This window comes from Caballeronia sp. INDeC2 (assembly GCF_023631325.1).
Lineage (GTDB): Bacteria > Pseudomonadota > Gammaproteobacteria > Burkholderiales > Burkholderiaceae > Caballeronia.
Window position 1 is genome coordinate 31,685 of the sequence record NZ_JALQDG010000046.1, and the last position, 19,891, is coordinate 51,575.

At 62.5% G+C, this 19,891-nt stretch carries 23 protein-coding genes; 15 read left to right on the forward strand and 8 right to left on the reverse strand.

The genetic code is table 11. The features are described from left to right. The first annotated feature begins 271 nt into the window (after positions 1 to 271). Both NCS28_RS29880 and NCS28_RS29885 read left to right on the forward strand, forming a co-directional pair. Complete coding sequence (locus NCS28_RS29880; protein ID WP_250517404.1) at positions 272 to 685, forward strand: RcnB family protein; 414 nt, start codon at positions 272 to 274, stop codon at positions 683 to 685. A 533-nt stretch (positions 686 to 1,218) separates the two neighbouring features. After that, on the forward strand, positions 1,219 to 3,015 hold the full coding sequence (locus NCS28_RS29885) for a thiamine pyrophosphate-requiring protein (RefSeq protein WP_250517405.1): 1,797 nt from the start codon (positions 1,219 to 1,221) through the stop codon (positions 3,013 to 3,015). A 64-nt stretch (positions 3,016 to 3,079) separates the two neighbouring features. On the opposite strand, the gene NCS28_RS29890 is transcribed toward NCS28_RS29885, so the two are convergent. Next, positions 3,080 to 4,018, reverse strand: coding sequence for a glycoside hydrolase family protein (locus NCS28_RS29890; RefSeq protein WP_250517406.1), 939 nt, complete (start codon positions 4,016 to 4,018; stop codon positions 3,080 to 3,082). Position 4,019: 1 nt separating this feature from the next. On the opposite strand from NCS28_RS29890, the gene NCS28_RS29895 reads away from it, so the two are divergent. Beyond that, positions 4,020 to 4,247, forward strand: coding sequence for a hypothetical protein (locus NCS28_RS29895; protein ID WP_250517407.1), 228 nt, complete (start codon positions 4,020 to 4,022; stop codon positions 4,245 to 4,247). 129 nt (positions 4,248 to 4,376) lie between these two features. Here NCS28_RS29895 and NCS28_RS29900 read toward each other — a convergent pair whose 3' ends face one another. Next, on the reverse strand, positions 4,377 to 4,595 hold the full coding sequence (locus tag NCS28_RS29900) for a hypothetical protein (RefSeq protein WP_250517408.1): 219 nt from the start codon (positions 4,593 to 4,595) through the stop codon (positions 4,377 to 4,379). 207 nt (positions 4,596 to 4,802) lie between these two features. Here NCS28_RS29900 and coxB point away from each other — a divergent pair, with 207 nt between their 5' ends. The 6 genes from coxB (at position 4,803) to NCS28_RS29930 (ending at position 11,127) form a co-directional block, all read left to right on the forward strand. Further along, positions 4,803 to 5,858, forward strand: coding sequence for a cytochrome c oxidase subunit II (gene coxB / locus NCS28_RS29905; RefSeq protein ID WP_502801254.1), 1,056 nt, complete (start codon positions 4,803 to 4,805; stop codon positions 5,856 to 5,858). After that, positions 5,855 to 7,840, forward strand: coding sequence for a cytochrome c oxidase subunit I (ctaD, locus tag NCS28_RS29910; RefSeq protein WP_250517409.1), 1,986 nt, complete (start codon positions 5,855 to 5,857; stop codon positions 7,838 to 7,840). The genes coxB and ctaD overlap by 4 nt, the downstream gene beginning before the upstream one ends. After that, positions 7,837 to 8,451: a cytochrome c oxidase subunit 3 gene (locus NCS28_RS29915; protein WP_250517410.1), complete on the forward strand. Its 615-nt coding sequence runs from the start codon at positions 7,837 to 7,839 to the stop codon at positions 8,449 to 8,451. The genes ctaD and NCS28_RS29915 overlap by 4 nt, the downstream gene beginning before the upstream one ends. Before the next feature lies 1 nt (position 8,452). Further along, complete coding sequence (locus tag NCS28_RS29920; protein WP_250517411.1) at positions 8,453 to 8,890, forward strand: hypothetical protein; 438 nt, start codon at positions 8,453 to 8,455, stop codon at positions 8,888 to 8,890. A gap of 5 nt (positions 8,891 to 8,895) precedes the next feature. Then, complete coding sequence (locus tag NCS28_RS29925) at positions 8,896 to 10,185, forward strand: c-type cytochrome (RefSeq protein ID WP_250517412.1); 1,290 nt, start codon at positions 8,896 to 8,898, stop codon at positions 10,183 to 10,185. Positions 10,186 to 10,251: 66 nt separating this feature from the next. Next, positions 10,252 to 11,127, forward strand: coding sequence for a glucose 1-dehydrogenase (locus NCS28_RS29930; protein WP_250517413.1), 876 nt, complete (start codon positions 10,252 to 10,254; stop codon positions 11,125 to 11,127). A gap of 1 nt (position 11,128) precedes the next feature. On the opposite strand, the gene NCS28_RS29935 is transcribed toward NCS28_RS29930, so the two are convergent. Next, positions 11,129 to 11,353 (reverse strand): hypothetical protein, encoded by a 225-nt coding sequence (locus NCS28_RS29935; protein WP_250517414.1) that lies wholly within the window; start codon positions 11,351 to 11,353, stop codon positions 11,129 to 11,131. Between the two features lie 168 nt (positions 11,354 to 11,521). On the opposite strand from NCS28_RS29935, the gene NCS28_RS29940 reads away from it, so the two are divergent. The 5 genes from NCS28_RS29940 to NCS28_RS29960 all read left to right on the forward strand — a co-directional run bounded on the left by NCS28_RS29940 (position 11,522) and on the right by NCS28_RS29960 (position 14,543). Next, complete coding sequence (locus NCS28_RS29940; protein WP_250517415.1) at positions 11,522 to 12,625, forward strand: catalase family protein; 1,104 nt, start codon at positions 11,522 to 11,524, stop codon at positions 12,623 to 12,625. Positions 12,626 to 12,667: 42 nt separating this feature from the next. Further along, positions 12,668 to 12,931 (forward strand): hypothetical protein, encoded by a 264-nt coding sequence (locus tag NCS28_RS29945; protein WP_250517416.1) that lies wholly within the window; start codon positions 12,668 to 12,670, stop codon positions 12,929 to 12,931. Between the two features lie 169 nt (positions 12,932 to 13,100). After that, positions 13,101 to 13,583 carry an Hcp family type VI secretion system effector gene (locus tag NCS28_RS29950; RefSeq protein WP_250517417.1) on the forward strand — a complete coding sequence of 161 codons (483 nt, stop codon included), beginning with the start codon at positions 13,101 to 13,103 and terminating at the stop codon, positions 13,581 to 13,583. Further along, a complete protein-coding gene (locus tag NCS28_RS29955) occupies positions 13,580 to 14,002 on the forward strand; it encodes a DUF3592 domain-containing protein (protein WP_250517418.1) in 423 nt (140 codons plus the stop codon). Before NCS28_RS29950 ends, NCS28_RS29955 begins: the two co-directional genes overlap by 4 nt. Further along, positions 13,989 to 14,543, forward strand: coding sequence for a hypothetical protein (locus NCS28_RS29960; protein ID WP_250517419.1), 555 nt, complete (start codon positions 13,989 to 13,991; stop codon positions 14,541 to 14,543). Before NCS28_RS29955 ends, NCS28_RS29960 begins: the two co-directional genes overlap by 14 nt. A gap of 32 nt (positions 14,544 to 14,575) precedes the next feature. Here NCS28_RS29960 and NCS28_RS29965 read toward each other — a convergent pair whose 3' ends face one another. After that, positions 14,576 to 15,208, reverse strand: coding sequence for a LysE family translocator (locus NCS28_RS29965; RefSeq protein WP_250517420.1), 633 nt, complete (start codon positions 15,206 to 15,208; stop codon positions 14,576 to 14,578). A gap of 120 nt (positions 15,209 to 15,328) precedes the next feature. Next, positions 15,329 to 16,075: a glucose 1-dehydrogenase gene (locus tag NCS28_RS29970; protein WP_250517421.1), complete on the reverse strand. Its 747-nt coding sequence runs from the start codon at positions 16,073 to 16,075 to the stop codon at positions 15,329 to 15,331. Positions 16,076 to 16,215: 140 nt separating this feature from the next. Here NCS28_RS29970 and NCS28_RS29975 point away from each other — a divergent pair, with 140 nt between their 5' ends. Next, on the forward strand, positions 16,216 to 17,019 hold the full coding sequence (locus NCS28_RS29975; protein WP_250517422.1) for a class I SAM-dependent methyltransferase: 804 nt from the start codon (positions 16,216 to 16,218) through the stop codon (positions 17,017 to 17,019). Here the strand turns inward: NCS28_RS29975 and NCS28_RS29980 are convergent. The 3 genes from NCS28_RS29980 to NCS28_RS29990 all read right to left on the reverse strand — a co-directional run bounded on the left by NCS28_RS29980 (position 17,016) and on the right by NCS28_RS29990 (position 19,876). Further along, complete coding sequence (locus NCS28_RS29980; protein WP_250517423.1) at positions 17,016 to 18,644, reverse strand: FAD-dependent monooxygenase; 1,629 nt, start codon at positions 18,642 to 18,644, stop codon at positions 17,016 to 17,018. The two genes, NCS28_RS29975 and NCS28_RS29980, sit on opposite strands and share 4 nt — an antisense overlap. Before the next feature lie 105 nt (positions 18,645 to 18,749). Beyond that, positions 18,750 to 19,013 (reverse strand): DUF1634 domain-containing protein, encoded by a 264-nt coding sequence (locus NCS28_RS29985; RefSeq protein WP_250517424.1) that lies wholly within the window; start codon positions 19,011 to 19,013, stop codon positions 18,750 to 18,752. Then, positions 19,010 to 19,876, reverse strand: coding sequence for a sulfite exporter TauE/SafE family protein (locus NCS28_RS29990; RefSeq protein WP_250517425.1), 867 nt, complete (start codon positions 19,874 to 19,876; stop codon positions 19,010 to 19,012). The genes NCS28_RS29985 and NCS28_RS29990 overlap by 4 nt, the downstream gene beginning before the upstream one ends. Between the last annotated feature and the right edge of the window lie 15 nt (positions 19,877 to 19,891).

Here is a 19,891-nt window from a genome sequence, read left to right on the forward strand (position 1 = left end):
TGGCCTGCCCGAAATAACCGATGGCGTGATGAATGGCTCGAACTTTGGGCTACCTGACTCAAGCCCTCGACCGCGGACCATGGATGCCGCGGGCGTGATCATCGAATCATGCATCGCAATCCGCATTCCGATTGTAAGGCTGCACTGCTTTCAAATTACCTACGTAATTCAACGTAAGCGTTGCTTACACATGCTCACGCCATTTCTTCCGTTCATTGCGTAAAGTCCGGGGCATCGAGATTATCCCTTCGCAACCTACAAGAGGAAGAACATGAAGAAGAATCGAATCGTCGCCGCGTTGCTTTGCACGACCATCGGACTGACGACGGGTGCGGCATTCGCCCAGCCCGCGCCGGGCGGTCCGGACGGTTATCGCGACATGAATCGCGGTCCCGGCGGCCCTGGCGCACCCGGCCACGGCCCCGAGATGAACGGCCACAACGGATACGATCACAACGCCCCGCGCCCGCCCGAGCATGCAAACAACGAATCGCGTCATCCCGACTGGCACAAGGGCGAACGGCTGTCGTCCGACTACCGCAACCATCAGTACGTCGTCGATGACTGGCATGGCCACGGCCTGCGCCAGCCGCCGCGCGGATACCAATGGGTCGGCGTGGGCGCGGACTATCTGCTGGTCGCGGTCGCGTCGGGCGTCATCGCGCAGGTCGTGATGTCGCAATAACTTACGCACTCACTTCCTTCTTAACGCCTGAAAAGAAAAGCCCGCCTGTTCAGGCGGGCAATATGCGCTCAACGAGAGGGGATCGAAGCGCACATTCAAACCACTACGTCACCGGATAAAGGCTATGAAGCTTTACCGCGGACATTTCCAGGCGCGTCGCGCTGTTCCATCGCTCCGCCCGGCCGGTCCGGCGCCGTGACCGTCTGATCGAAGATGAAGCCCATCGCGATATGCTCGGTGTTCGGGGAGCCGCATGCGGGGCACCTGTCGTCTTCGAGAGCATCGTCCGAGTAAATGAGCTTGTTGCATGCCACACAGCGGATCAACATCTTTACTCCCGAGGTCGAGTGCGAGGTTTTTAATTTATATGTCAAAACCGCCGGGCCGCCAATTGCTCTTTACGCGTATCTGCCAGGCTTCTTGGCTGCTCCATTCATCGATAGACGTAGCAAGCGTCGATCCCGCACAGCGTTCGAACGCGGCATGAGTTTTGCGCGCATCGCACGCGAATGATGCTATCGGAGATGTTCAGCATGGCTAAGACCGTGGGCGATTTTCTTATCGAACGTTTGCATGCCTGGGGCGTGCGCCGCATTTATGGCTATCCCGGTGACGGCATCAATGGCGTATTCGGCGCACTCAATCGCGCTGAAGGCAAGATCGAATTCATTCAGGCACGGCACGAAGAGATGGCCGCTTTCATGGCCTCCGCGCACGCCAAGTTCACCGGTGAGCTCGGCGTGTGCATTGCAACCTCGGGGCCGGGGGCATCGCATCTCATCACGGGTCTTTACGATGCGCGTCTCGACCACATGCCGGTCCTCGCCATCGCAGGCCAGCAAGCGCGTGCGGCTTTGGGCGGCCACTATCAGCAGGAACTCGATCTGCCCGCAATGTTCAAGGACGTGGCCGGCGCCTTCGTGCAGCAGGCGAGCGTACCCTCTCAAATGCCGCATCTCGTCGATCGCGCGGTGCGTATCGCGCTATCGGAACGTAAGGTGACGGCGCTCATTCTGCCCAACGATCTGCAGGACCTCGAATACGAACCGCCGGGCCGCAAGCATGGCACGCTGCATTCGGGTGTCGGCTATCGTGCGCCGAAAATCGTGCCTTATAACGACGATCTGCAACGCGCCGCCGATGTCCTCAACGCGGGAAAGAAGGTCGCGATTCTCGTCGGCGCGGGCGCATTGCAGGCGACCGACGAAGTTATCGCCGTCGCAGACAAGCTCGGCGCGGGCGTCGCGAAGGCACTGCTCGGCAAGGCCGCGTTGCCCGACGATCTGCCCTACGTCACAGGCTCGATCGGCCTGCTCGGCACCGAACCGAGCTACAAGATGATGAACGGTTGCGACACGCTGCTCATGATCGGCTCGGGCTTCCCGTACGCCGAGTTTCTGCCGAAAGAAGGCGCCGCGCGCGGCGTGCAGATCGACATCAAGGCGGACATGCTTTCCATACGCTATCCGATGGAAGTGAATCTCGTTGGCGATAGCGCCGAGACCTTGCGCGCGCTCTTGCCCTTGCTGCAACAGAAGACGGATCTCGCATGGCGCAAGGATATCGAAGGCTGGGTCGAAGACTGGTGGAAGACGCTGGAGAAGCGCGCGATAACCCCCGCTAAAAGCGGCGTGAATCCTCAGCGCACGGTGTGGGAGTTGTCGCCGCGCGTGCCCGCGAATGCAATCGTCACGAGCGATTCTGGGTCGGTCGCCAACTGGTACGCGCGCGATTTGAAGGTGAAGCGCGGCATGATGTGCTCGCTGTCGGGCGGGCTCGCTTCGATGGGCGCAGCCGTGCCCTATGCGATCGCCGCGAAGTTCGCGTATCCGGATCGGCCCGTGATCGCGCTCGTCGGCGATGGCGCGATGCAGATGAACAACATGGCCGAACTCATCACGGTCGCGAAGTACTGGAAGCAATGGTCGAATCCCTGCTGGATCTGCATGGTGCTCAATAACGAGGACCTGAATCAGGTGACGTGGGAGCAACGCGTGATGGAAGGCGATCCGAAGTTCGAGGCGTCGCAGAGCATTCCGTCGGTGCCCTATCACAAGTTCGCGGAAATGATCGGCCTGAAAGGCTTCTATGTCGACGACGACGAGCGCATGGCCGCCGTATGGGATGAAGCGCTCGCAGCGGATCGTCCCGTGGTGATCGAGGTGAAGGCGGACCCGAACGTGCCGCCGATGCCGCCGCATATCACGCTGCAGCAGGCGAAGGCCTTCGCGACCACGCTCATGAAGGGCGATCCGAGCCAGGGCAACGTGATCGTCGATACGGCGAAGCAGGTGCTCGGCGCGGTGCTGCCGGGACATAAGGACAACTAAGGCGCAAACGATTCGGCCCGCAGCGATGTGCTTGCGGGCCGTTCGGTTCTATCGGCGGACAGCTCTATCGCGGATGCGTCGCAATGAAGTTCTTCACCGCCGCATAAGTCGGCTTCGTCGTCACGCCGTCGTTCAGCATAATGCCGTACGGACCTTGTCCCGTCGGCGGATCGTCGTAAAGCTCATAGACCTGAAGCGACTGAACGTTGTACTGCGGCGCAATCGCGAGCAGCGTGCCCATCATGTTGTTGGCCATGAATGTCGCCGCCTGATCGGCCGTGCCGGGAAAGTCCGGGCGCATGCCCACTTCGTTGATCCAGATCGGCTTGCCGAACGATTGCAACGTGCCGATCACGTTGTAGCAAAGCGTTCCGCATGCGTGCGTGATGTCGCCCTGTTCCGAGTACCAGTGCCACGCGGTGATATCCCACGTAACGACCGGATGCCCGCTCGTGCCGTCGGGCTGCGTGCCGTTCGCGAGCATCACGTCGAGGCCCAGATGCATCCACGTATTGCCGCCGATAATGATCTTCCCGACAGGATCGACCGACTTGATGCCCGCGATCAAACCGCGTATGACGCCACGCGCGATCTGAAAGCAATCGTTCCTGTAGTCGGTGCTGCTCGCGCCGTCGACCCAACCGACGAGACACTCCGGCGCGAGTTCATTCGTGACTTCGTAATAGGCGTAGTGCTGCACATTGACGATCTGTTGAGCAAGCGTATAGCTCGCCTGATACGCCGCGTTCTCGTCGGGGAAATTGAGCTGCTGCAAGATCACGGGATAAACCGTCACGCCGGATTGAGCCATCGATTGCGCAACGCTCGCGAGCTTCTGCGCGCCGGCCACATTTGACACATCGTTGCGATATAGCGTGACGTTGAGATCCTTCAATTGCGCGAGTTGCTGCGCGGGCGTCGATGTCGTGTATGGACCGGCCGCATTGATATGGCCATTCATGCCATAGAAGACGCTGCCCGAAGGCGCGATCACAGGAAGCACGGTGCTCGTTGCGCCGCTCGCCGGCGCGGGGCTCGACGCGGCCAACGGAGCCGATGCGCCGCTCTCGGACGGACTCGATGCAGCCGCAGGGCTCGAAGCAGCCGATGGAGCCGCTTGCGAACCGCCTGTCGTAGTCGCGCCGCCGCTATCGCCACCACCGCCTCCGCATGCAGCCAACATGAAGGCGACCGCGAAGCTCAACAACATGGAAAGTCGTCCCGGCGAATGAATTCGGCGCGACCTGAAGATGCGGGCAATGGAGGGCATGTAAATGTTCTTTGTCATGGCAGCTTCGGGTTTTTAAAACGATATCGAGCGTCCGGTTCATTGCCGGCAGTGAAACACCCGCATCGCGTGATCACGTCATCGCGAGCAGATGCATGCTGCGTTCGATGCACGAACGCCGCGTCGCTTCGATACGAGAGATAAGGAGCACCCCGATGGCCGATGCGCAGAGCGCGATGACCCGGGCATGGCGCTCACCGGTTGCCACAGGGGATTTTCGCGCTTGCAATCGAATATGCCCGCGCGAAGGGAAGATCGGAATATCGTTGACGGCGTGAACATGCAACGGCATGCATGTCATGAATACGTTAGCACATCATATCGACAGAGCCGGGTTATCGATAAAAATACCAATCGGTTCCGTTTCACCGATTCGACTGATGAAAGCACCGCGCGACTAACGTAAGGCTATCGTTGGGACCGCTGCTTGCTTCCGGCGAAATGCGCGGCGCGCGTATCACGCGCCGCAGTCGTCGAGTCCAATTCTTCACGGAGATTCATGCGGATGCCTGCTACGCACAACGCGATCCATTGTGCCAGGCGAAGCACCCGCGTCGGGATCGCCGCGCTCATCGTGCTCGTTTATCACACGAACGTGCGCGCCGATGCGCCGCTGAACTATTTCCTTCACGCCGATGGTCCCGCCGCTAGACCCACGATGCGCCTCGGCTGGGCGCTTGCAGCGTTGGCCGTCGTCGTGGCGCTGATCGTGAGCGCGTTGCTCATCGGTGCCATCATGCGCAGGCGAGCGCCGCCCACCGAACGCGATGCGGCCCACCTTCAGGCCGAAGGCGGCGGAATGCACTGGGTATGGATAGGCACGAGCGTTTCCTCGGTCGCGCTCTTCATCACACTCGCCTATGTCCTCGTCACGCTCGAATCGGTCGCATCGCCGCGCAAGGCGCCGGAGCTGACGATCTCGGTGACGGCCTACGACTGGTGGTGGAAGATCGACTACGCGCGCGCGAGTCGTGACGAAGCGGGTGTGACGACCGCCAACGAAATTCATATTCCCGTCGGCGAGCCAGTGAGGATCGAGTTGCGCAGCGCCGATGTCATCCACGCATTCTGGGTGCCGCGTCTCGCGGGCAAGACGCAGACGATACCGGGCGTCGTCAACGAGCAATGGATCGAGGCGGATCGCGCGGGCGTGTATCGCGGGCAATGCTCGCAGTTCTGCGGCGCGCAGCATGCGCATATGGCCTTCGAAGTGATCGCCGAGCCGCGTGCGCAATTCGATGCATGGTACGCGGCGCAAGCGCTGCCACATGCCGCGAATGCAAGCGTGAGCGCCGGCGCCAAGCTCTTTCTCGATCGATGCGCAGGCTGTCACGCCGTGCGCGGCAGCAATGCAAACGGCACGCAGGCGCCCGATCTCACTCATCTGAACTCGCGCCGCCTCATCGCGGCTGGCGCGTTGCCGAACACCGCATCGAATCAACTCGACTGGATTCAACACGCGCAGCGCATCAAGCCGGATTCGTTGATGCCGTCGATCGTGCTCTCCGCATCGGATGCCGCCGCGCTCTCCGCCTATCTTCGGACACTGCAATGAGCGAACACGCCGCCACGCCACCGCCACTGCAACGCACGCTCACGATCGGCCGCATCGAGCCCGGCAGCGAACAGGAGCGCAAGCTGCGCGAGATGTGGGAGACGCCGTCCGGTTGGCGCGGCTGGCTCTCGACGGTCGATCACAAAAGCATCGGCCTGCGCTATCTCGTCACCGCATTCGCGTTTCTCATCGCGGGAGGCATCGAAGCGCTCATCATGCGCGTGCAGCTCGCGCGCCCCGACGCGACGCTGCTCACGCCCGAGCAATACAACCAGCTCTTCACGATGCACGGCGTGACGATGATCTTTCTTTATGCGCTGCCCGTGCTGTCGGGTTTCTCGAACTATCTGTGGCCGCTGATACTCGGCGCGCGCGACATGGCGTTTCCGCGCCTGAACGCGCTGTCGTACTGGATCTTTCTTTTCGCGGGACTCTTCCTGTACGCGAGTTTTCCGTTCGGCGAGGCGCCCAACGCGGGCTGGTTCAACTACGCGCCGCTCGCGGGACTGACCTACAACACAGGACCGAACATCGATGTCTACGCGCTCGGCATGGTGCTGCTCGGCATCTCGACGACAGTCGGCTCGATGAACTTCGTCGTCACGTTCCTGCGCATGCGCGCGCCGGGCATGTCGCTCGATCGCGTTCCGGTGCTCGCATGGGGCACGCTCACCGCGTCGGGCGGCAACCTGCTCGCGGTGCCGTCGGTGAGTCTCGCGTTCTTTCTGTTATGGCTCGACCGGCGCATCGGCACGCATTTCTTCGATGTGCTCAACGGCGGGCGTGCGCTGCTCTGGCAGCATCTCTTCTGGATCTTCGCGCATCCGTGGGTGTATGCCGTCGTGCTGCCCGCGATGGGCATCGTGTCCGATGCGCTGCCCGTGTTCTGCCGCCGACCGCTCGTCGGATATCTGCCGGTCGCGCTGTCGACGGTCGCGACGATGGTTATCGGCTTCGTCGTATGGATCCATCACATGTTCGCGACGGGCATTCCCGCGCTCGCGCTGTCGTTCTTCGGCGCGGCGAGCATGGTGATCGCGATACCGAGCGCAGTCGCGACCTTCGCATGGATCGCGACGATCTGGACCGGCAAGCCTGTGTTCCGCGTGCCGTTCCTGTACTTCGCGGGCTTCGTGTTTCTCTTCGTCATCGGCGGATTGTCGGGCGTGCTCACCGCGGCCGTGCCGTTCGACTGGCAACTCACGGACACTTACTTCGTCGTCGCGCACCTGCATTACGTGCTGCTCGGCATCAACGTGTTCCCGGTCATCGGCGGCATCTACTTCTGGTTCCCAAAGTTCAACGGTCGCATGATGAGCGAGAAGATCGGGCGCATCGGTTTCTGGATTTTGTTCGCGGGCTTCAACATCGCTTTCTTTCCGATGCATATAGCGGGCTTGCTCGGCATGCCGCGGCGCATCTATACGTATGCGCCCGACATGGGCTGGAACACGGTAAACATGATCACGTCGATTGGCGCCTTCCTGTTCGCGTTCGGCGTGCTCGTGTTTCTGTGGGACCTCGCCTATAGCCTGCGACGCGGCCCCGCCGCGGGCGATAATCCCTGGGACGCGCCGACGCTCGAATGGTCGACATCATCGCCGCCGCCGCCGTATAACTTCGCGATCGTGCCGCGTATCGCGAGCCGTCATCCGCTGTGGGAAGAGCGCATATCGGGCACGATGCGCTCGCGGCTCACCGAGGGCTATGTGCTCGACAAGGGACGCGAGGCGCTCGGCACGACCGCGCTCGACGGCGATCCCGATGTCATCCTCAAGATGCCGGAAGACTCGTATGCGCCCTTCTGGCTGGGCGTCGCGTCGCTGGCGTTCTTCAGCGGGCTCGCGCTCACGGCATGGTGGCTCGCCGCATTCGGGCTTGTTGCATGCGGTGCGGCTATCGTCGTGTGGCTGTGGCCGCGACGCGAACTCGGCCAGCGCGATGACACGGCGCATCCGCGCGAATCGGGAGCCACGTCATGAGCGAACTCGCGCAAACGCTGCCGGAACGCGCGCGCTTGCCTATCGGCAGTCCGGGCGAACGTTCGGGCGGCTGGTGGGGATGTCTCACGCTCGTCGCTACCGAAGCTGCCCTCTTCGGCTATCTGATCTTTACGTATCTGTATCTCGCATCGCAGACGACGGAACGATGGCCGCCCGAAGGCATGCCGAAGCTCGGCCTCGGCATTGCGAACACATGCATTCTTTTGTCGAGCAGCGTGTTCGTGTGGGCGAGCGAGCGCTTCGTGCGACGCGGCAAGCGCGGCATGGGCGTGTCGATGCTCGCGATTGCGATTGCGCTCGGCACGGTCTTCGTCGCGATACAACTCAAGGAATGGGCGGACCATCCCTACGGTCTGACGACGCATCTCTACGGCTCGCTCTACTTCACGATCACCGGCTTTCACATGATGCATGTAATCGTGGGCCTCGTCGTGCTCGCGTTCCTTCTGCTATGGACCGTGCTCGGCTATTTCGACCGGGCGCGTTCGGCGGCGCTGACCATCGGCGGGTTGTACTGGCATTTCGTCGATGTCGTGTGGCTCTTCATCTTCGCGACGCTGTATCTGTCGCCCTACGTGCTGGCGAGATGAGATGAACGACGCTTCGTCCGTCGATACGAACAGGCATCCGGCGCGCCCCGGCGGCATTGCGCTCGTGATCGGCCTGCTGCTCGCGCCCGCCGCATGGATGGCGCAGACGACGCTCGCGCAGATGCTCGCCGCGTGGGGATGCTTTCCGCACGAACGTCCGGTAGACGCGCCCGCGATGACGTGGCTCGAACACGGCATCGTACTGCTCGGGTTGGGCGCGTTGCTGCTCGGCGTCGTGGGCGGCGTCATTGCATGGCGCAACTGGCGGCGCACCGGCGAAATCGCATCGATGCTGAAAGAGCAAGGTTCGATCGACAGACACGCCGCCCGCGATGTGTTCATCGCACGCGCTGGGGCGCTGGCGAGCGCGCTGTTCGTTTTCGCGCTGGTCGCGACGGATCTCGCGTGGCTGCTCGTATCGCCATGCGGCGGACGGTGATCGCCATGACATCTCGACGCCGCGCCCTTCTTTGCATCTTCACGGTCTTTCTATCGACGCAACACGCTCACGCGCAAACGCCCGATCTCGTCACGCGCGGCGCCTATCTCGCCAAAGCCGCCGATTGCGCTGGCTGCCACACCGCCGCGCCGGTGCCCGGCAAGCCGCAACCGCATCCGTTTGCGGGCGGCCTGCCGATGGGCTCGCCCTTCGGCACGATCTGGTCGAGCAACATCACCCCGGACGCGCAACATGGCATCGGCCGCTATAGCTACGAAGACTTCGCGCGCGCGTTGCGTGAAGGCGTCGCGCCCGGCGGCAAGCATCTCTATCCGGCGATGCCCTATCCGTCGTTCTCGAAGATCAACGACGACGACATGCGCGCGCTCTATGCGTATTTCATGCATGGCGTGGAGCCCATCGCGCAAGCCGCGCCCGAGACGCGCCTGCCGTTTCCGTTCAGTCAGCGCTGGGCGCTCGCGTTGTGGAACCTCGCGTTCGCGCCGGACAAGCGCTTCGCACCCGACCCCAAACGCGATGCGCAATGGAACCGCGGCGCCTATCTCGTGCAATCGCTCGCGCATTGCGGCGCCTGCCATACGCCACGCGGACCCGCTTACGATGAACTCGGCTATACCGAATCGTCGCGCGCTTTTCTCACGGGGGGCACCAACGATCACTGGCACGCTCCGAACCTGACGGGCGCATCGGGCGCGGGGCTAGGCCGCGTTTCCGCCAGCGATCTCGCCGCGTTTCTGAAGACCGGACATGGCGCGGGCCTCGCCGCGTTCGGCAGCATGGTGCAAGTCGTTGAGGACAGCACGCAGTACCTCGACGATGAGGATTTGCTCGCGATCGCGTCGTATCTGAAGACCCTGCCCGCGAACGGAAGCGGCGGCGCCTACGATGCGCGTTCGCGCATGGCGCATCAAAGCGTGGCGGCGCTACGCACCGGCGACGACGAACGCCCCGGCGCGGGGCTTTATCAAAGCGCATGCGCGCGCTGCCACAAAAGCAACGGCGCGGGCGAAGCGTTCAAGTATCCGCGGCTTGCGGGCAATCCGGCCGTGCTCTCCGAGAAGCCGGACTCGCTCGTGCGGATGGTGCTTCAGGGCGGACGCGCGCCATCGACGGAACATGGTCCCGAACCCGAGAAGATGCCCGCGTTCGCCGGCAAGCTCACCGACACGGAAATCGCGCGCGTGTTGACGTTCGTTCGTGCGGCATGGGGCAACGACGCCGCGCCCGTCACGACGCGCGACGTGCGAAGCATGCGCGATGCGGTGTCACCCTGACGCGTTCGCTCCCGGGAACGGCCCATGCTTGCTCCGTCACATGGCCGCAATAACCGGGAGAACACCATGACCGATACCGCTCAATCCGCATATCCGCGCCCGCCTCTGCCGCCGCAACAGCAGGACAGGCGTCCGGGACTCACCGCGCCGATGGATCCGCAACCGGATCACGGCGAATCGACCTACAAGGGCAACAACAGGCTCGCAGGCAAAGTCGCGCTCATCACGGGCGCGGACAGCGGCATCGGCCGCGCGGTGGCGATCGCCTATGCGCGCGAAGGCGCGGATGTCGCCATCGCCTATCTCGACGAACACGACGACGCCAAGGAAACCGCGCGCTGGGTCGAGCAGGCGGGACGTCGCGCACTGCTTCTGCCCGGCGACATCACCGATCGCGCGCATTGCAAACAGCTCGTCGATAAGACCGCGGAAACGTTCGGGCGTATCGACGTGCTCGTGAACAACGCCGCGTATCAGGCGACTTACGACAAGCTCGAAGACATCACCGACGACGAATGGGACAAGACCTATTCGACCAACATCGGCGCGATGTTCCGCATCACGAAGGCGGCGCTCGCGCACATGAAGTCCGGCAGCGCGATCGTCAACACCACCTCCGTCAACGCCGACGCGCCGAATCCCGGCCTGATCGCGTATGCGAGCACGAAGGGCGCGATCCAGAACTTCACGGGCGGGCTCGCGCAACTGCTGGCCGAGCGCGGCATACGCGCGAACTGCGTCGCACCAGGGCCGATCTGGACGCCGCTCATTCCATCGACGATGCCGCCGTCGAGCGTCGAGAACTTCGGCAATCAGACGCCGATGAAGCGCCCCGGCCAACCCGTGGAACTCGCCGCCGCGTATGTGATGCTCGCATCGGACGAGGCGAGCTACATGTCGGGCGCGACCATCGCGGTGACGGGCGGCAAGCCGATCATTTAAATCAGGCGGCGACCGGCGGATGAAGCCGCCGGTCGATGTCGTCCTTTGCGGCATTCAGCGCAAACGCGCGGGCATCTTCGGCCGATGCGAAATGTCCCAGGACGCCGCTCGCGCGCTGAATGCCGTCGCGATCGCACACTATCGACATCGCTGCGTAGAGACCGCCGTCGTACGCGGCCATCGGCGTGATGACGAAGCCGCGATACGCGACCCGAGGTTGAAGCATGGCGCCCTCTCTCATCTGATAACTGTCTTTGCCCTTCCCGGCGGCATTGGCCGCCATGAGGCTGTGTGTGAGATTGTCCGTTTGCGCAATCAGCCGACGATTGGGGAAAACCAGAAACCGACGGCATGGCCATTGCTGAAAACGAATACATTTCAGCCTGGAGCGATCATGTCGCCGCAATCCATTCGCCCTCTTCCCTTCGCCCCCGCGTTCGAAGCTGTGCCCTCCGACGAAGCCGAGACCACCGCCGAGCTCGTGCAGACGATGCGCGCCATCGCCGAGACGACGTATCGCGATTACGGCCATGCCGTGCGCAGCGTGCACGCCAAGAGCCACGGTCTCGTGATCGGCGAGTTGCGGATTCTTGCGGGTCTGCCCGCGCCCTACGCGCAAGGCGTGTTCGCGCGCGAAGCGGTGATACCCGTCGTCATGCGTTTTTCGACCAATCCCGGCGATGTGCTCGACGACAAGGTATCGACGCCGCGCGGCCTCGCGTTCAAGCTGATCGGCGTGCAAGGCGAGCGCCTGCCCGGCAGCGAAGACGATCGCACGCAGGACTTCGTGATGATCAACGCGCCCGCCTTCACGGCGAGCACGCCCAAGGCGTTTCTCGCCAATCTGAAACTGCTCGCGAAGACGACGGATAAAGCACCCGGTTCGAAAAAGGCCTTGTCGGCAGTGCTGCGCAGCACGGAGGCGCTCGTCGAAAAGATGGGTGGCGAGAGCGGCATGCTCAAGAGCCTCGGCGGTCATCCGAAAACGCATGTTCTCGGCGAGACGTACTACACGGCGGTGCCGCTGCTATACGGCCCGTACTTCGCGAAGATGAGCGTCGCGCCCGTATCCACGGATCTGACGGCGCTGACCGATGCCCCCGTCGATCTCAACGACAAGCCCAACGGACTGCGCGATGCCGTCAGCGATTTCTTCGCGGCGCACGGAGGCGAATGGGAGCTTCGCGTGCAACTCGCGACGTCCATCGACACGATGCCGATAGAAGACGCCTCCGTGCGCTGGCCCGAAGACGAGAGCCCGTATGTGGCGGTGGCGCGCATTCGCGTGGCGCCGCAGGCGAGCTGGAGCGCGGCACGTGTCGCAGCGATCGACGAGGGCATGGCCTTCAGCCCGTGGCACGGCATACAGGCGCATCGGCCGCTGGGCGGTGTCATGCGCAGCCGCAAGCCGGCTTATGACATGTCCGCGCACTTCAGGAGCGAGCACAACGGCTGTCCGATGAGCGAACCGTCGGCCGCGCCAGAATCGGGAGATTAAGCAGGACCTTGGGGTGTCTTCAACAACGATCGATAAGAGAAGATGCGTGCAACTATTATTGCCCACGAAAAGCCGCCCGATCCGTCATCAGAGGAAGTGCATCGCTTCAGATTTCAGATCGACGACATACAGTTAGGGACCGTCACCGAGTTCGTATCGCTGCGCACGGCGCGCGTGCTCGTCGAACATTTCGAGGACGGCAATGCGCTTATCCGGATGCTGAAGGCGATCGTCGCCGCGCATTGCGATGAGTATGACGAGCTTGTCGGGCGTGAGTATTCGGATCTCCGGAATCAGGCGGTGTAGGGTCGCGCCAGCGCCGCTACTTTCATTGAGAGTCTCTCCCGCGCGTTCGATTCGCTCGGCGAGCGGTTCGCCGCGTCAAATTGTATGCCGTCGATCCCATCACACGTGCTTTCATCGACACTTATAAAAGTCGTTTCGACGCTATTTGGTAACGGCCAGGAATTGCTTGATGACAAACATCGATTTGAAAATCGAAGGCATCACGGGGGAGTCAGCCGCGTTCGGTCACGAGGGAGAAATTGACGTGCTGAGCTGGGATTGGCTGCTGTTTCGTCCATCGCGCGACCGCTCTCCTGCAAACAGGACATCGGTCGGGCACATCAATTTTGTTCATGAAGTTGGCCTTGCATCATCGGGATTGCTAAATTATATGACTCAGAACAAGATAGCCGCTAAAGCCCTGCTTCGCGCCTACAAACCGACTGCGCAGCCTCAAGCTATGGGCTTGGTCGGCAACGTGGTTCCGCCCCAACCGTTCTTGAGTCTTAGCCTGGAAAACGTCATGGTCATGAGTATCAAGCCATACGGTTGCGTAGGCGGACATTATGAACAGGTCGAGCTTTCATTCACTAAATCCAAACACGAATATGCGAAGGAAGTGGCCGGAATTCTGGGCCCGAAAGCAACCGTCGAACATGACTTATCCCGATGATTGAGCCTCGCAAACGTCGCATCAACTGGTATGTCGTGATTCAGGGCGTTGTGCTTTTCTGCATCCAGCTTCCTTTTTTGCCTCCTACGATCGAGTTTGTCAGAACTTCGGAAGTTGTTTCGGCGAAAGTCATCGCGTTGAATGCGGGCGGCAAGCATCCTCAAGTCGTATTCACGACGCCGGATGGGCAGCGCATTTCGGTTCCGGCGAGCAGCTTTTTTCATTCTGTCGAGGTAGGCGACACTGTGGAGATGCGCTACGACCCAAGGGAGCCGCAAATCGCGGAAATGAACACCCTGTTCGGTGTGTGGGGCATTCAGTTGGTGTTCGGATGGCTATCGGCTTGTCTGATATTGGGCGGGTTGCTGGGCCTCTCAGCCAAGGGGTCGGAGTTCGAGGCAAGCAATGATAAAAAGTAAATGGACCTATGAAACGTCGGCAGGTGGTAATGCTGGATTGGGACCTATCTCGTTCTCAGGCGGTATGTTTGTCCTGAGCGATCCGGCCGCACACAAGTTCAAGTTCAGCTACCACACCAGCGGAATGGGCTTGGGGCTGGGTCAACGATTGCCTGCCCGATTCCGTCTACCCGAGACTAAATTGCCGCCATTTATCTCACGAGACGGGACCGTGGCAGGAACTGGTGCGACCAATGATTTTACTGGCCGCGGGGCCATCTTTCGTCCCAGCGACAAAGAACTGGAACCCGGCGACTTCGTCGGGCTGACGCTCAGTTTGGAGGCCAGTATTGGCGTGCTCGTCGCGGGCGGCGCCACGGTGTTCCTCACGGGACTGCAGCAAAGCATGGTGGTGGCGTGGCTATTCAACCCGGGGCTTTTCACCAACCTGTTGTTCTCCAGCGCAACCGCCCTCGTGATTGTGCTCGGCATGAGCGAAGGTCTGATCGATGGGCTCGGCGTGTCGCCGATGCTCGGCTCCATTTCCTACGATGGACCGTAACAGGACACGACGGACTGAGCGCGCTTTAACTATTAATGCCGCGCTTCCGTCGCCATCCTCACCGCAAGCCCGGCGAGCACGGTGCCCATCAGCCAGCGTTGAATCAGCAGCCACGCGGGCCTGCGCGCCAAAAACACCGCGATCGATCCGGCCGTCATCGCGACGATCGAATTGACCGTGATGCTCAACACGATCTGCACGACGCCGAGCGCTATCGACTGACCGAGCACGCCGCCGTGCGCCGGATCGATGAACTGCGGCAGCAACGAGAGGTACAGCACCGCGATCTTCGGATTCAGCAGGTTCGTGACGAAGCCCATCGTGAAGAGCTTGCGCGGGCTATCGACAGGCAAGTCGCGCACCTGAAACGGCGAGCGCCCGCCCGGCTTGACCGCCTGCCACGCGAGATACAGCAGATAGAGCGCGCCGCCAAACCGCAGAGCATCGTAAGCGAACGGGATTGCGATCAGAAGCGCGGTGATGCCGAAAGCCGCGCACAACATGTAAAACACGAAACCCAGCGCCACGCCGCCGAGCGAAATCAGCCCCGCAGTGCGACCCTGGCAGATCGAGCGCGATATCAGATAGACCATGTTCGGCCCCGGCGTGAGCGCCATTCCCAACGCGACGAGGGCGAATGCGAGCAGTTGCGGCGTGTGAGACATCGGACCGGCTCCGGCTAAAGAGGACCGGTGCATTCTCTCGCGCGACGTGCCGTATCGACAGATACAAATTCGAAGGCGCCCGTCGATACACTTGATAAGCTCAACGCGCCGCGATCCACATCAACGCATGCCGCCGCTCGCGATGAGACTTTCGCCGGTCATCCAGCGCGCATCGTCGGATGCGAGAAACACCGCGATCGATGCGATATCGTCCGGCTGGCCGAGTCGTCCGAGCGGCGTTTGCGTAAGCGCAGCCGCATCGAATTCAGAGCCGATGATGCCCGCGCTACGCGTGCCTTCCGTCACCACGACGCCGGGTTTGATCGAATTCACGCGGATCTTTCTCGGACCGAGTTCGCGTGCAAGGACGCCCGTGATCGCATCGACGGCGCCTTTCGTCCCGCTATAAACCGCGCTCGTCGGCGGCGTGATGCGCGTCACGACAGAACTGACATTGATGATGCTCGCGCCTTCGCCGAGATGCTTCGCGGCGGCCTGCGTCGTTAGAAGCGTGCCGAGCACGTTGATATTGAACTGCTTATGGAAGTGCTCTTCGGTGATCTCTTCGAGCGCCGCGAACTCGTACACGCCCGAGTTATTCACGAGGATATCGAGGCGCCCATATGTTTCGACCGCTGCATTCACGATGCCCTGCGCATCCGCCGCCTTCGAGACGTCGCCGCCGACTGCAATCGCCTTTCCGTTCGATGCAGTGATCTCCGCGACGACCGCATCCGCGCCCGCCTTGCTGCTCGCATAGTTGACGACGACCGACGCGCCTTGCGCCGCGAGCGCCTTTGCAATGCCCGCTCCGATACCCTTCGATGCGCCCGTGACGACCGCCACCTTGCCTGCGAGTTTGCTCATGATCGAATCCTTGAAGAGGTTATTTAATGCCGCGACTGCGTCGCGAGAGGCTTCAATGTAGACATCTCTTCGAACGCGATAAAGCCGCGTAGAGTGAAAAGACTTGCGGGCTCATGCGAATAATCGAATGCGGAGGCGGCATGGACACGAATTTCTCAGGCCACATTCCCGAGCTTTACGACCGCTATCCCGTGCCGATGCTATTCGCGCCCTTCGCGGCCGATATCGCGCGGCGCGCGGCGGCGCTCGCACCATCGCACGTATTGGAGACCGCGGCGGGCACCGGCGCCGTCACGCGGGCGCTGGCGCGAGCGTTGCCCGCGCATGTCGATATCGTCGCGACGGACCTGAATCAGGCAATGCTCGATCGCGCCGCGATGACGCCTATCGGCAGGATAGTGACGTGGCAACAGGCCGATGCGTTGCAATTGCCTTTCGACGATGCGAGCTTCGATATCGTCGTCTGCCAGTTCGGCGCGATGTTCTTTCCCGACAAGACCGCAGCGTTCGCGCAAGCGCATCGCGTGCTGCGGCCCGGCGGCGCGTTCTTGTTCAACGTGTGGGACCGCATCGAAGAGAACGAGTTTGCCGGCACGATAACCGGCGCGCTCGCGCGCCTCTTTCCGGCCGATCCGCCGCTTTTCATGAAGCGCACGCCGCACGGCTATTTCGATCGCGGCGTGATTTCGTGCGATCTCGCAGCCGCGGGCTTCGATGCGAAGCCGCGCTTCGATACGGTTACGCAACGCAGCCGCGCGTCATCGGCGAATGTGGCCGCCATCGCCTATTGCCAGGGCACGCCACTGCGCAACGAGATCGAAGCGCGCAGCGGCGCGAGTCTCGATGAAGCGACATCGGCGTGTGCCGAAGCCATCGCGGCGCGCTTCGGATCAGGTTCCGTCGATGCAAAGATGCAGGCGCATGTGATCGTCGTGCAGCGCTAGCGTGTGACGTCGCGGCCCAGCATGCGATCGAGCCATGCAATGAGCGCGTCCGATGAACATGACGCGCTTCGGAAGCCGATATGCCCATCCGGCCGCACGGCCCACGCCATGCCATGCTCCGCACCGAATGCATCGGCGAACTCGCCCGCGTGATCGCTCAGCGTTCGATACGCCTCTCGCGCAGGCTCGAACGATGCCGCGTTCGCCACCTTCGGCGACACGATCAACACTGCATTCGCAGCAGCGCCGAGCGCAGCGCGCCACGCATCGACGGCCGCATCGAACGCGGCGATGCGCGCATCGTCGGCCTCATCGTCGATATAGCCGACGAGCGTATGACGTCCACGCCCGAGATGATCGTGCAAGCGCTGCGCGTGGCCGATGAAAGCCTCCACGAGACCGCCTGCTTGAGGCGCGCGATCGCCGGGCGCGGGCAACGCCGCGGCCATGTCGGGACATTCGTCCGCGACGATCGGACTGCTGCCGCGATAACCCACGAGCAATTGCGTCTCGCGCATCGCGGGCTTGATCTCGCCGTGCGCGAGCACCGTGTTCAACGCTCGGCTCGTCGATTCGACGACATCGAGCCCGACCGGCCGCCGCTCCGCTTCGTAGCTGTCGAGCAACGCTTCATTCGCGATGCCGCGCGCGGCCAGCGTGAGTTTCCACGCGAGATTGTGCGCATCCTGCAAGCCGGTGTTCATGCCTTGCCCGCCCACGGGCGGATGGATATGCGCGGCATCGCCCGCGAGAAACACGCGCCCGCGCGCATAGTGCTGCGCGATCCGATGACTCACGCGATACACCGACGACCAGCGCATCGACGAGAGCCGCGTGCCCTTCGGCAGTATCGGCAGCATGATGCGTTCGATCTCGGCGAAGTCGGGCGTCGAGTTCAGGCCGTGGCGGGCGGCATCGTCGGGAAGCAGCACCATCGAGAGACGATAACGGCGCGCGGAGCCGCGCACCGGCAGCGCGGCGAGCGTGGTCGATCCCGCGCCGCCCTCGCCCGTCACGTTGAAGCGATACATGCGGCCGCGCGGCAAATCCCAGTCGACGTCGACATCGGCGAGCATGAAGGTCTGCGGATACTGATCGCCTTCGTACGCGACGTTCAATTGACGGCGCACCGTGCTGCGCGCGCCGTCGCAACCGACGAGCCAGCGGCACCGAACGGTGCGGCTCTCGCCGCACGCGTCCTGTATGCGTGCGTCGATGGCGCCGGCGGACTCGGTGAAATCGACGAGCGTCGCGCCGTATTCGACGTGCCCGCCATTGCGCGCGAGCGCCGCTTCCAGAATGCGCTCGGTCTCGAACTGCGCGAGCGAGAGCGCGCCGTACGGCAGTCCTGCGCGCGGCACCTCCGCACTGAACGCGGGCGCGCCGTCCTGAAACGTGTCGGCGCCCGTGAGCCACACGCCCGCATCCATCGCGTCGCGCGCAATGCTCAAGTCCTCGAAAATCTCCATCGTGCGCGCCGTCACGCCGAGCGCCTTCACGAAGAAGACACGCTCGTCGTGCGCATCGATCACACGCGCCTTCACGCCATCGCGGCGCAGTTCGGCGGCAAGCATCAGGCCGACGGGGCCCGCGCCGGCAATCAGCACATCGGTCGTATCGAACATGGTGCGATTTCTCCTGAGGAAACCGGCGAATGCCTTGGCGCGCGACGTTTTTGTCGGCTGCCGTCAGGGAGAATAACCGTTAAGCGGATGCTTGTGGCATGTGCGTCAGCCTGCGAGCGGTCCCACGCGAATGCCGATCACACAGCCCGCTGCGATCACGGCGAGCACCGTCGCGGCGATCGTCACGTAGAGGTAGTTCCGTTGCCACGCGAACATCGCAAGCATCAGGGCGACGCGCAGTACCGGCAGCAGAATGAAGAGCGCGACGCCAGCCGTCAGCGTGTTCGCATCGAAGATCAATCCCGCGCCGATCAACACGCATGCGGCCCATGTGCCGCCTTGAAGGAACCGGGCGAGTAAGCAATTCATCGACCGGCATGCTCCATAAGATCGATGCCGAAACCTTGCATGACCATCTGACACGCGACGAGCAGCAGCATCGACAGGAACAGCAGACGCAAGCGTTCGCCGCGCACTTTCATCAGCACGCGCGCGCCCATGATCGCGCCGATCACCGAGCCGAGCGCGACCGGTCCCGCGATGGCGCTCACGATTTCGCCGCGCAGAAAATAAGCGCTCGCGCTCGCGGCGGCCGTCACGCCGATCATGAAGTTCGATGTCGCCGTCGATACCTTGATCGGCAGGCGCAATGCGTTGTCCATCGCCGGTATCTTCAGGATGCCGCTACCGATGCCGAGCAGCGCGGAAACGAGTCCTGCCGCAACCATTAGCGTCAGACCGGCGGGCACGCGCCGCACTTCGTACGCGATATCGCGGCGCAGCGTTGTGTCGGGATAGCTGGAATGAAGTTCGAGCGCGGCTGCGAGTCCTCGCGATGGAATCGGCCTCGACATGTCGGCGGGTTCTTCGCGTCGAATGAACATCTGCCACGCCGACACGACGAGCACGCCCGCGAAAAGAAAATCGAGCGCGGCCACAGGGACGATGCCCGCGAGCAGCACGCCTGTCAGCGCGCCGAGCGTCGTGCCGGTTTCGAGCACGAGCGCGAGCCGCACGTTCGTCAGGCCGCCGCGCAGAAAGGCTGCCGCGCCGCCGCACGAACACGCGATCACGGACACGATGCTCGTGCCGATGGCGGCGTGCATGTCGATATGGAAGAACATGGTGAGGACGGGCACGATGAAGAGGCCGCTCGCCATGCCCAGCATGCCGCCCGCCGCGCTCGCACCCACGCCCGCGCAGAAGAGCCAGAGCGTTGTTTCGAAGCTCATCGGATCGTCCTCGGC

Coding starts and splice junctions, on each gene's coding strand:
- NCS28_RS29970 (WP_250517421.1), bottom strand. CDS start 16,075: ATGAGCAAACTCGCAGGCAAGGTGGCGGTCGTCACGGGCGCATCGAAG.
- NCS28_RS29920 (WP_250517411.1), top strand. CDS start 8,453: ATGAACGACGCTTCGTCCGTCGATACGAACAGGCATCCGGCGCGCCCC.
- coxB (WP_502801254.1), top strand. CDS start 4,803: ATGCGGATGCCTGCTACGCACAACGCGATCCATTGTGCCAGGCGAAGC.
- NCS28_RS29990 (WP_250517425.1), bottom strand. CDS start 19,876: ATGAGCTTCGAAACAACGCTCTGGCTCTTCTGCGCGGGCGTGGGTGCG.
- NCS28_RS29965 (WP_250517420.1), bottom strand. CDS start 15,208: ATGTCTCACACGCCGCAACTGCTCGCATTCGCCCTCGTCGCGTTGGGA.
- NCS28_RS29985 (WP_250517424.1), bottom strand. CDS start 19,013: ATGAATTGCTTACTCGCCCGGTTCCTTCAAGGCGGCACATGGGCCGCA.
- NCS28_RS29930 (WP_250517413.1), top strand. CDS start 10,252: ATGACCGATACCGCTCAATCCGCATATCCGCGCCCGCCTCTGCCGCCG.
- NCS28_RS29925 (WP_250517412.1), top strand. CDS start 8,896: ATGACATCTCGACGCCGCGCCCTTCTTTGCATCTTCACGGTCTTTCTA.
- ctaD (WP_250517409.1), top strand. CDS start 5,855: ATGAGCGAACACGCCGCCACGCCACCGCCACTGCAACGCACGCTCACG.
- NCS28_RS29955 (WP_250517418.1), top strand. CDS start 13,580: ATGATTGAGCCTCGCAAACGTCGCATCAACTGGTATGTCGTGATTCAG.
- NCS28_RS29950 (WP_250517417.1), top strand. CDS start 13,101: ATGACAAACATCGATTTGAAAATCGAAGGCATCACGGGGGAGTCAGCC.
- NCS28_RS29960 (WP_250517419.1), top strand. CDS start 13,989: ATGATAAAAAGTAAATGGACCTATGAAACGTCGGCAGGTGGTAATGCT.
- NCS28_RS29975 (WP_250517422.1), top strand. CDS start 16,216: ATGGACACGAATTTCTCAGGCCACATTCCCGAGCTTTACGACCGCTAT.
- NCS28_RS29880 (WP_250517404.1), top strand. CDS start 272: ATGAAGAAGAATCGAATCGTCGCCGCGTTGCTTTGCACGACCATCGGA.
- NCS28_RS29885 (WP_250517405.1), top strand. CDS start 1,219: ATGGCTAAGACCGTGGGCGATTTTCTTATCGAACGTTTGCATGCCTGG.
- NCS28_RS29900 (WP_250517408.1), bottom strand. CDS start 4,595: ATGCCGTTGCATGTTCACGCCGTCAACGATATTCCGATCTTCCCTTCG.
- NCS28_RS29935 (WP_250517414.1), bottom strand. CDS start 11,353: ATGCTTCAACCTCGGGTCGCGTATCGCGGCTTCGTCATCACGCCGATG.
- NCS28_RS29945 (WP_250517416.1), top strand. CDS start 12,668: ATGCGTGCAACTATTATTGCCCACGAAAAGCCGCCCGATCCGTCATCA.
- NCS28_RS29940 (WP_250517415.1), top strand. CDS start 11,522: ATGTCGCCGCAATCCATTCGCCCTCTTCCCTTCGCCCCCGCGTTCGAA.
- NCS28_RS29915 (WP_250517410.1), top strand. CDS start 7,837: ATGAGCGAACTCGCGCAAACGCTGCCGGAACGCGCGCGCTTGCCTATC.
- NCS28_RS29980 (WP_250517423.1), bottom strand. CDS start 18,644: ATGTTCGATACGACCGATGTGCTGATTGCCGGCGCGGGCCCCGTCGGC.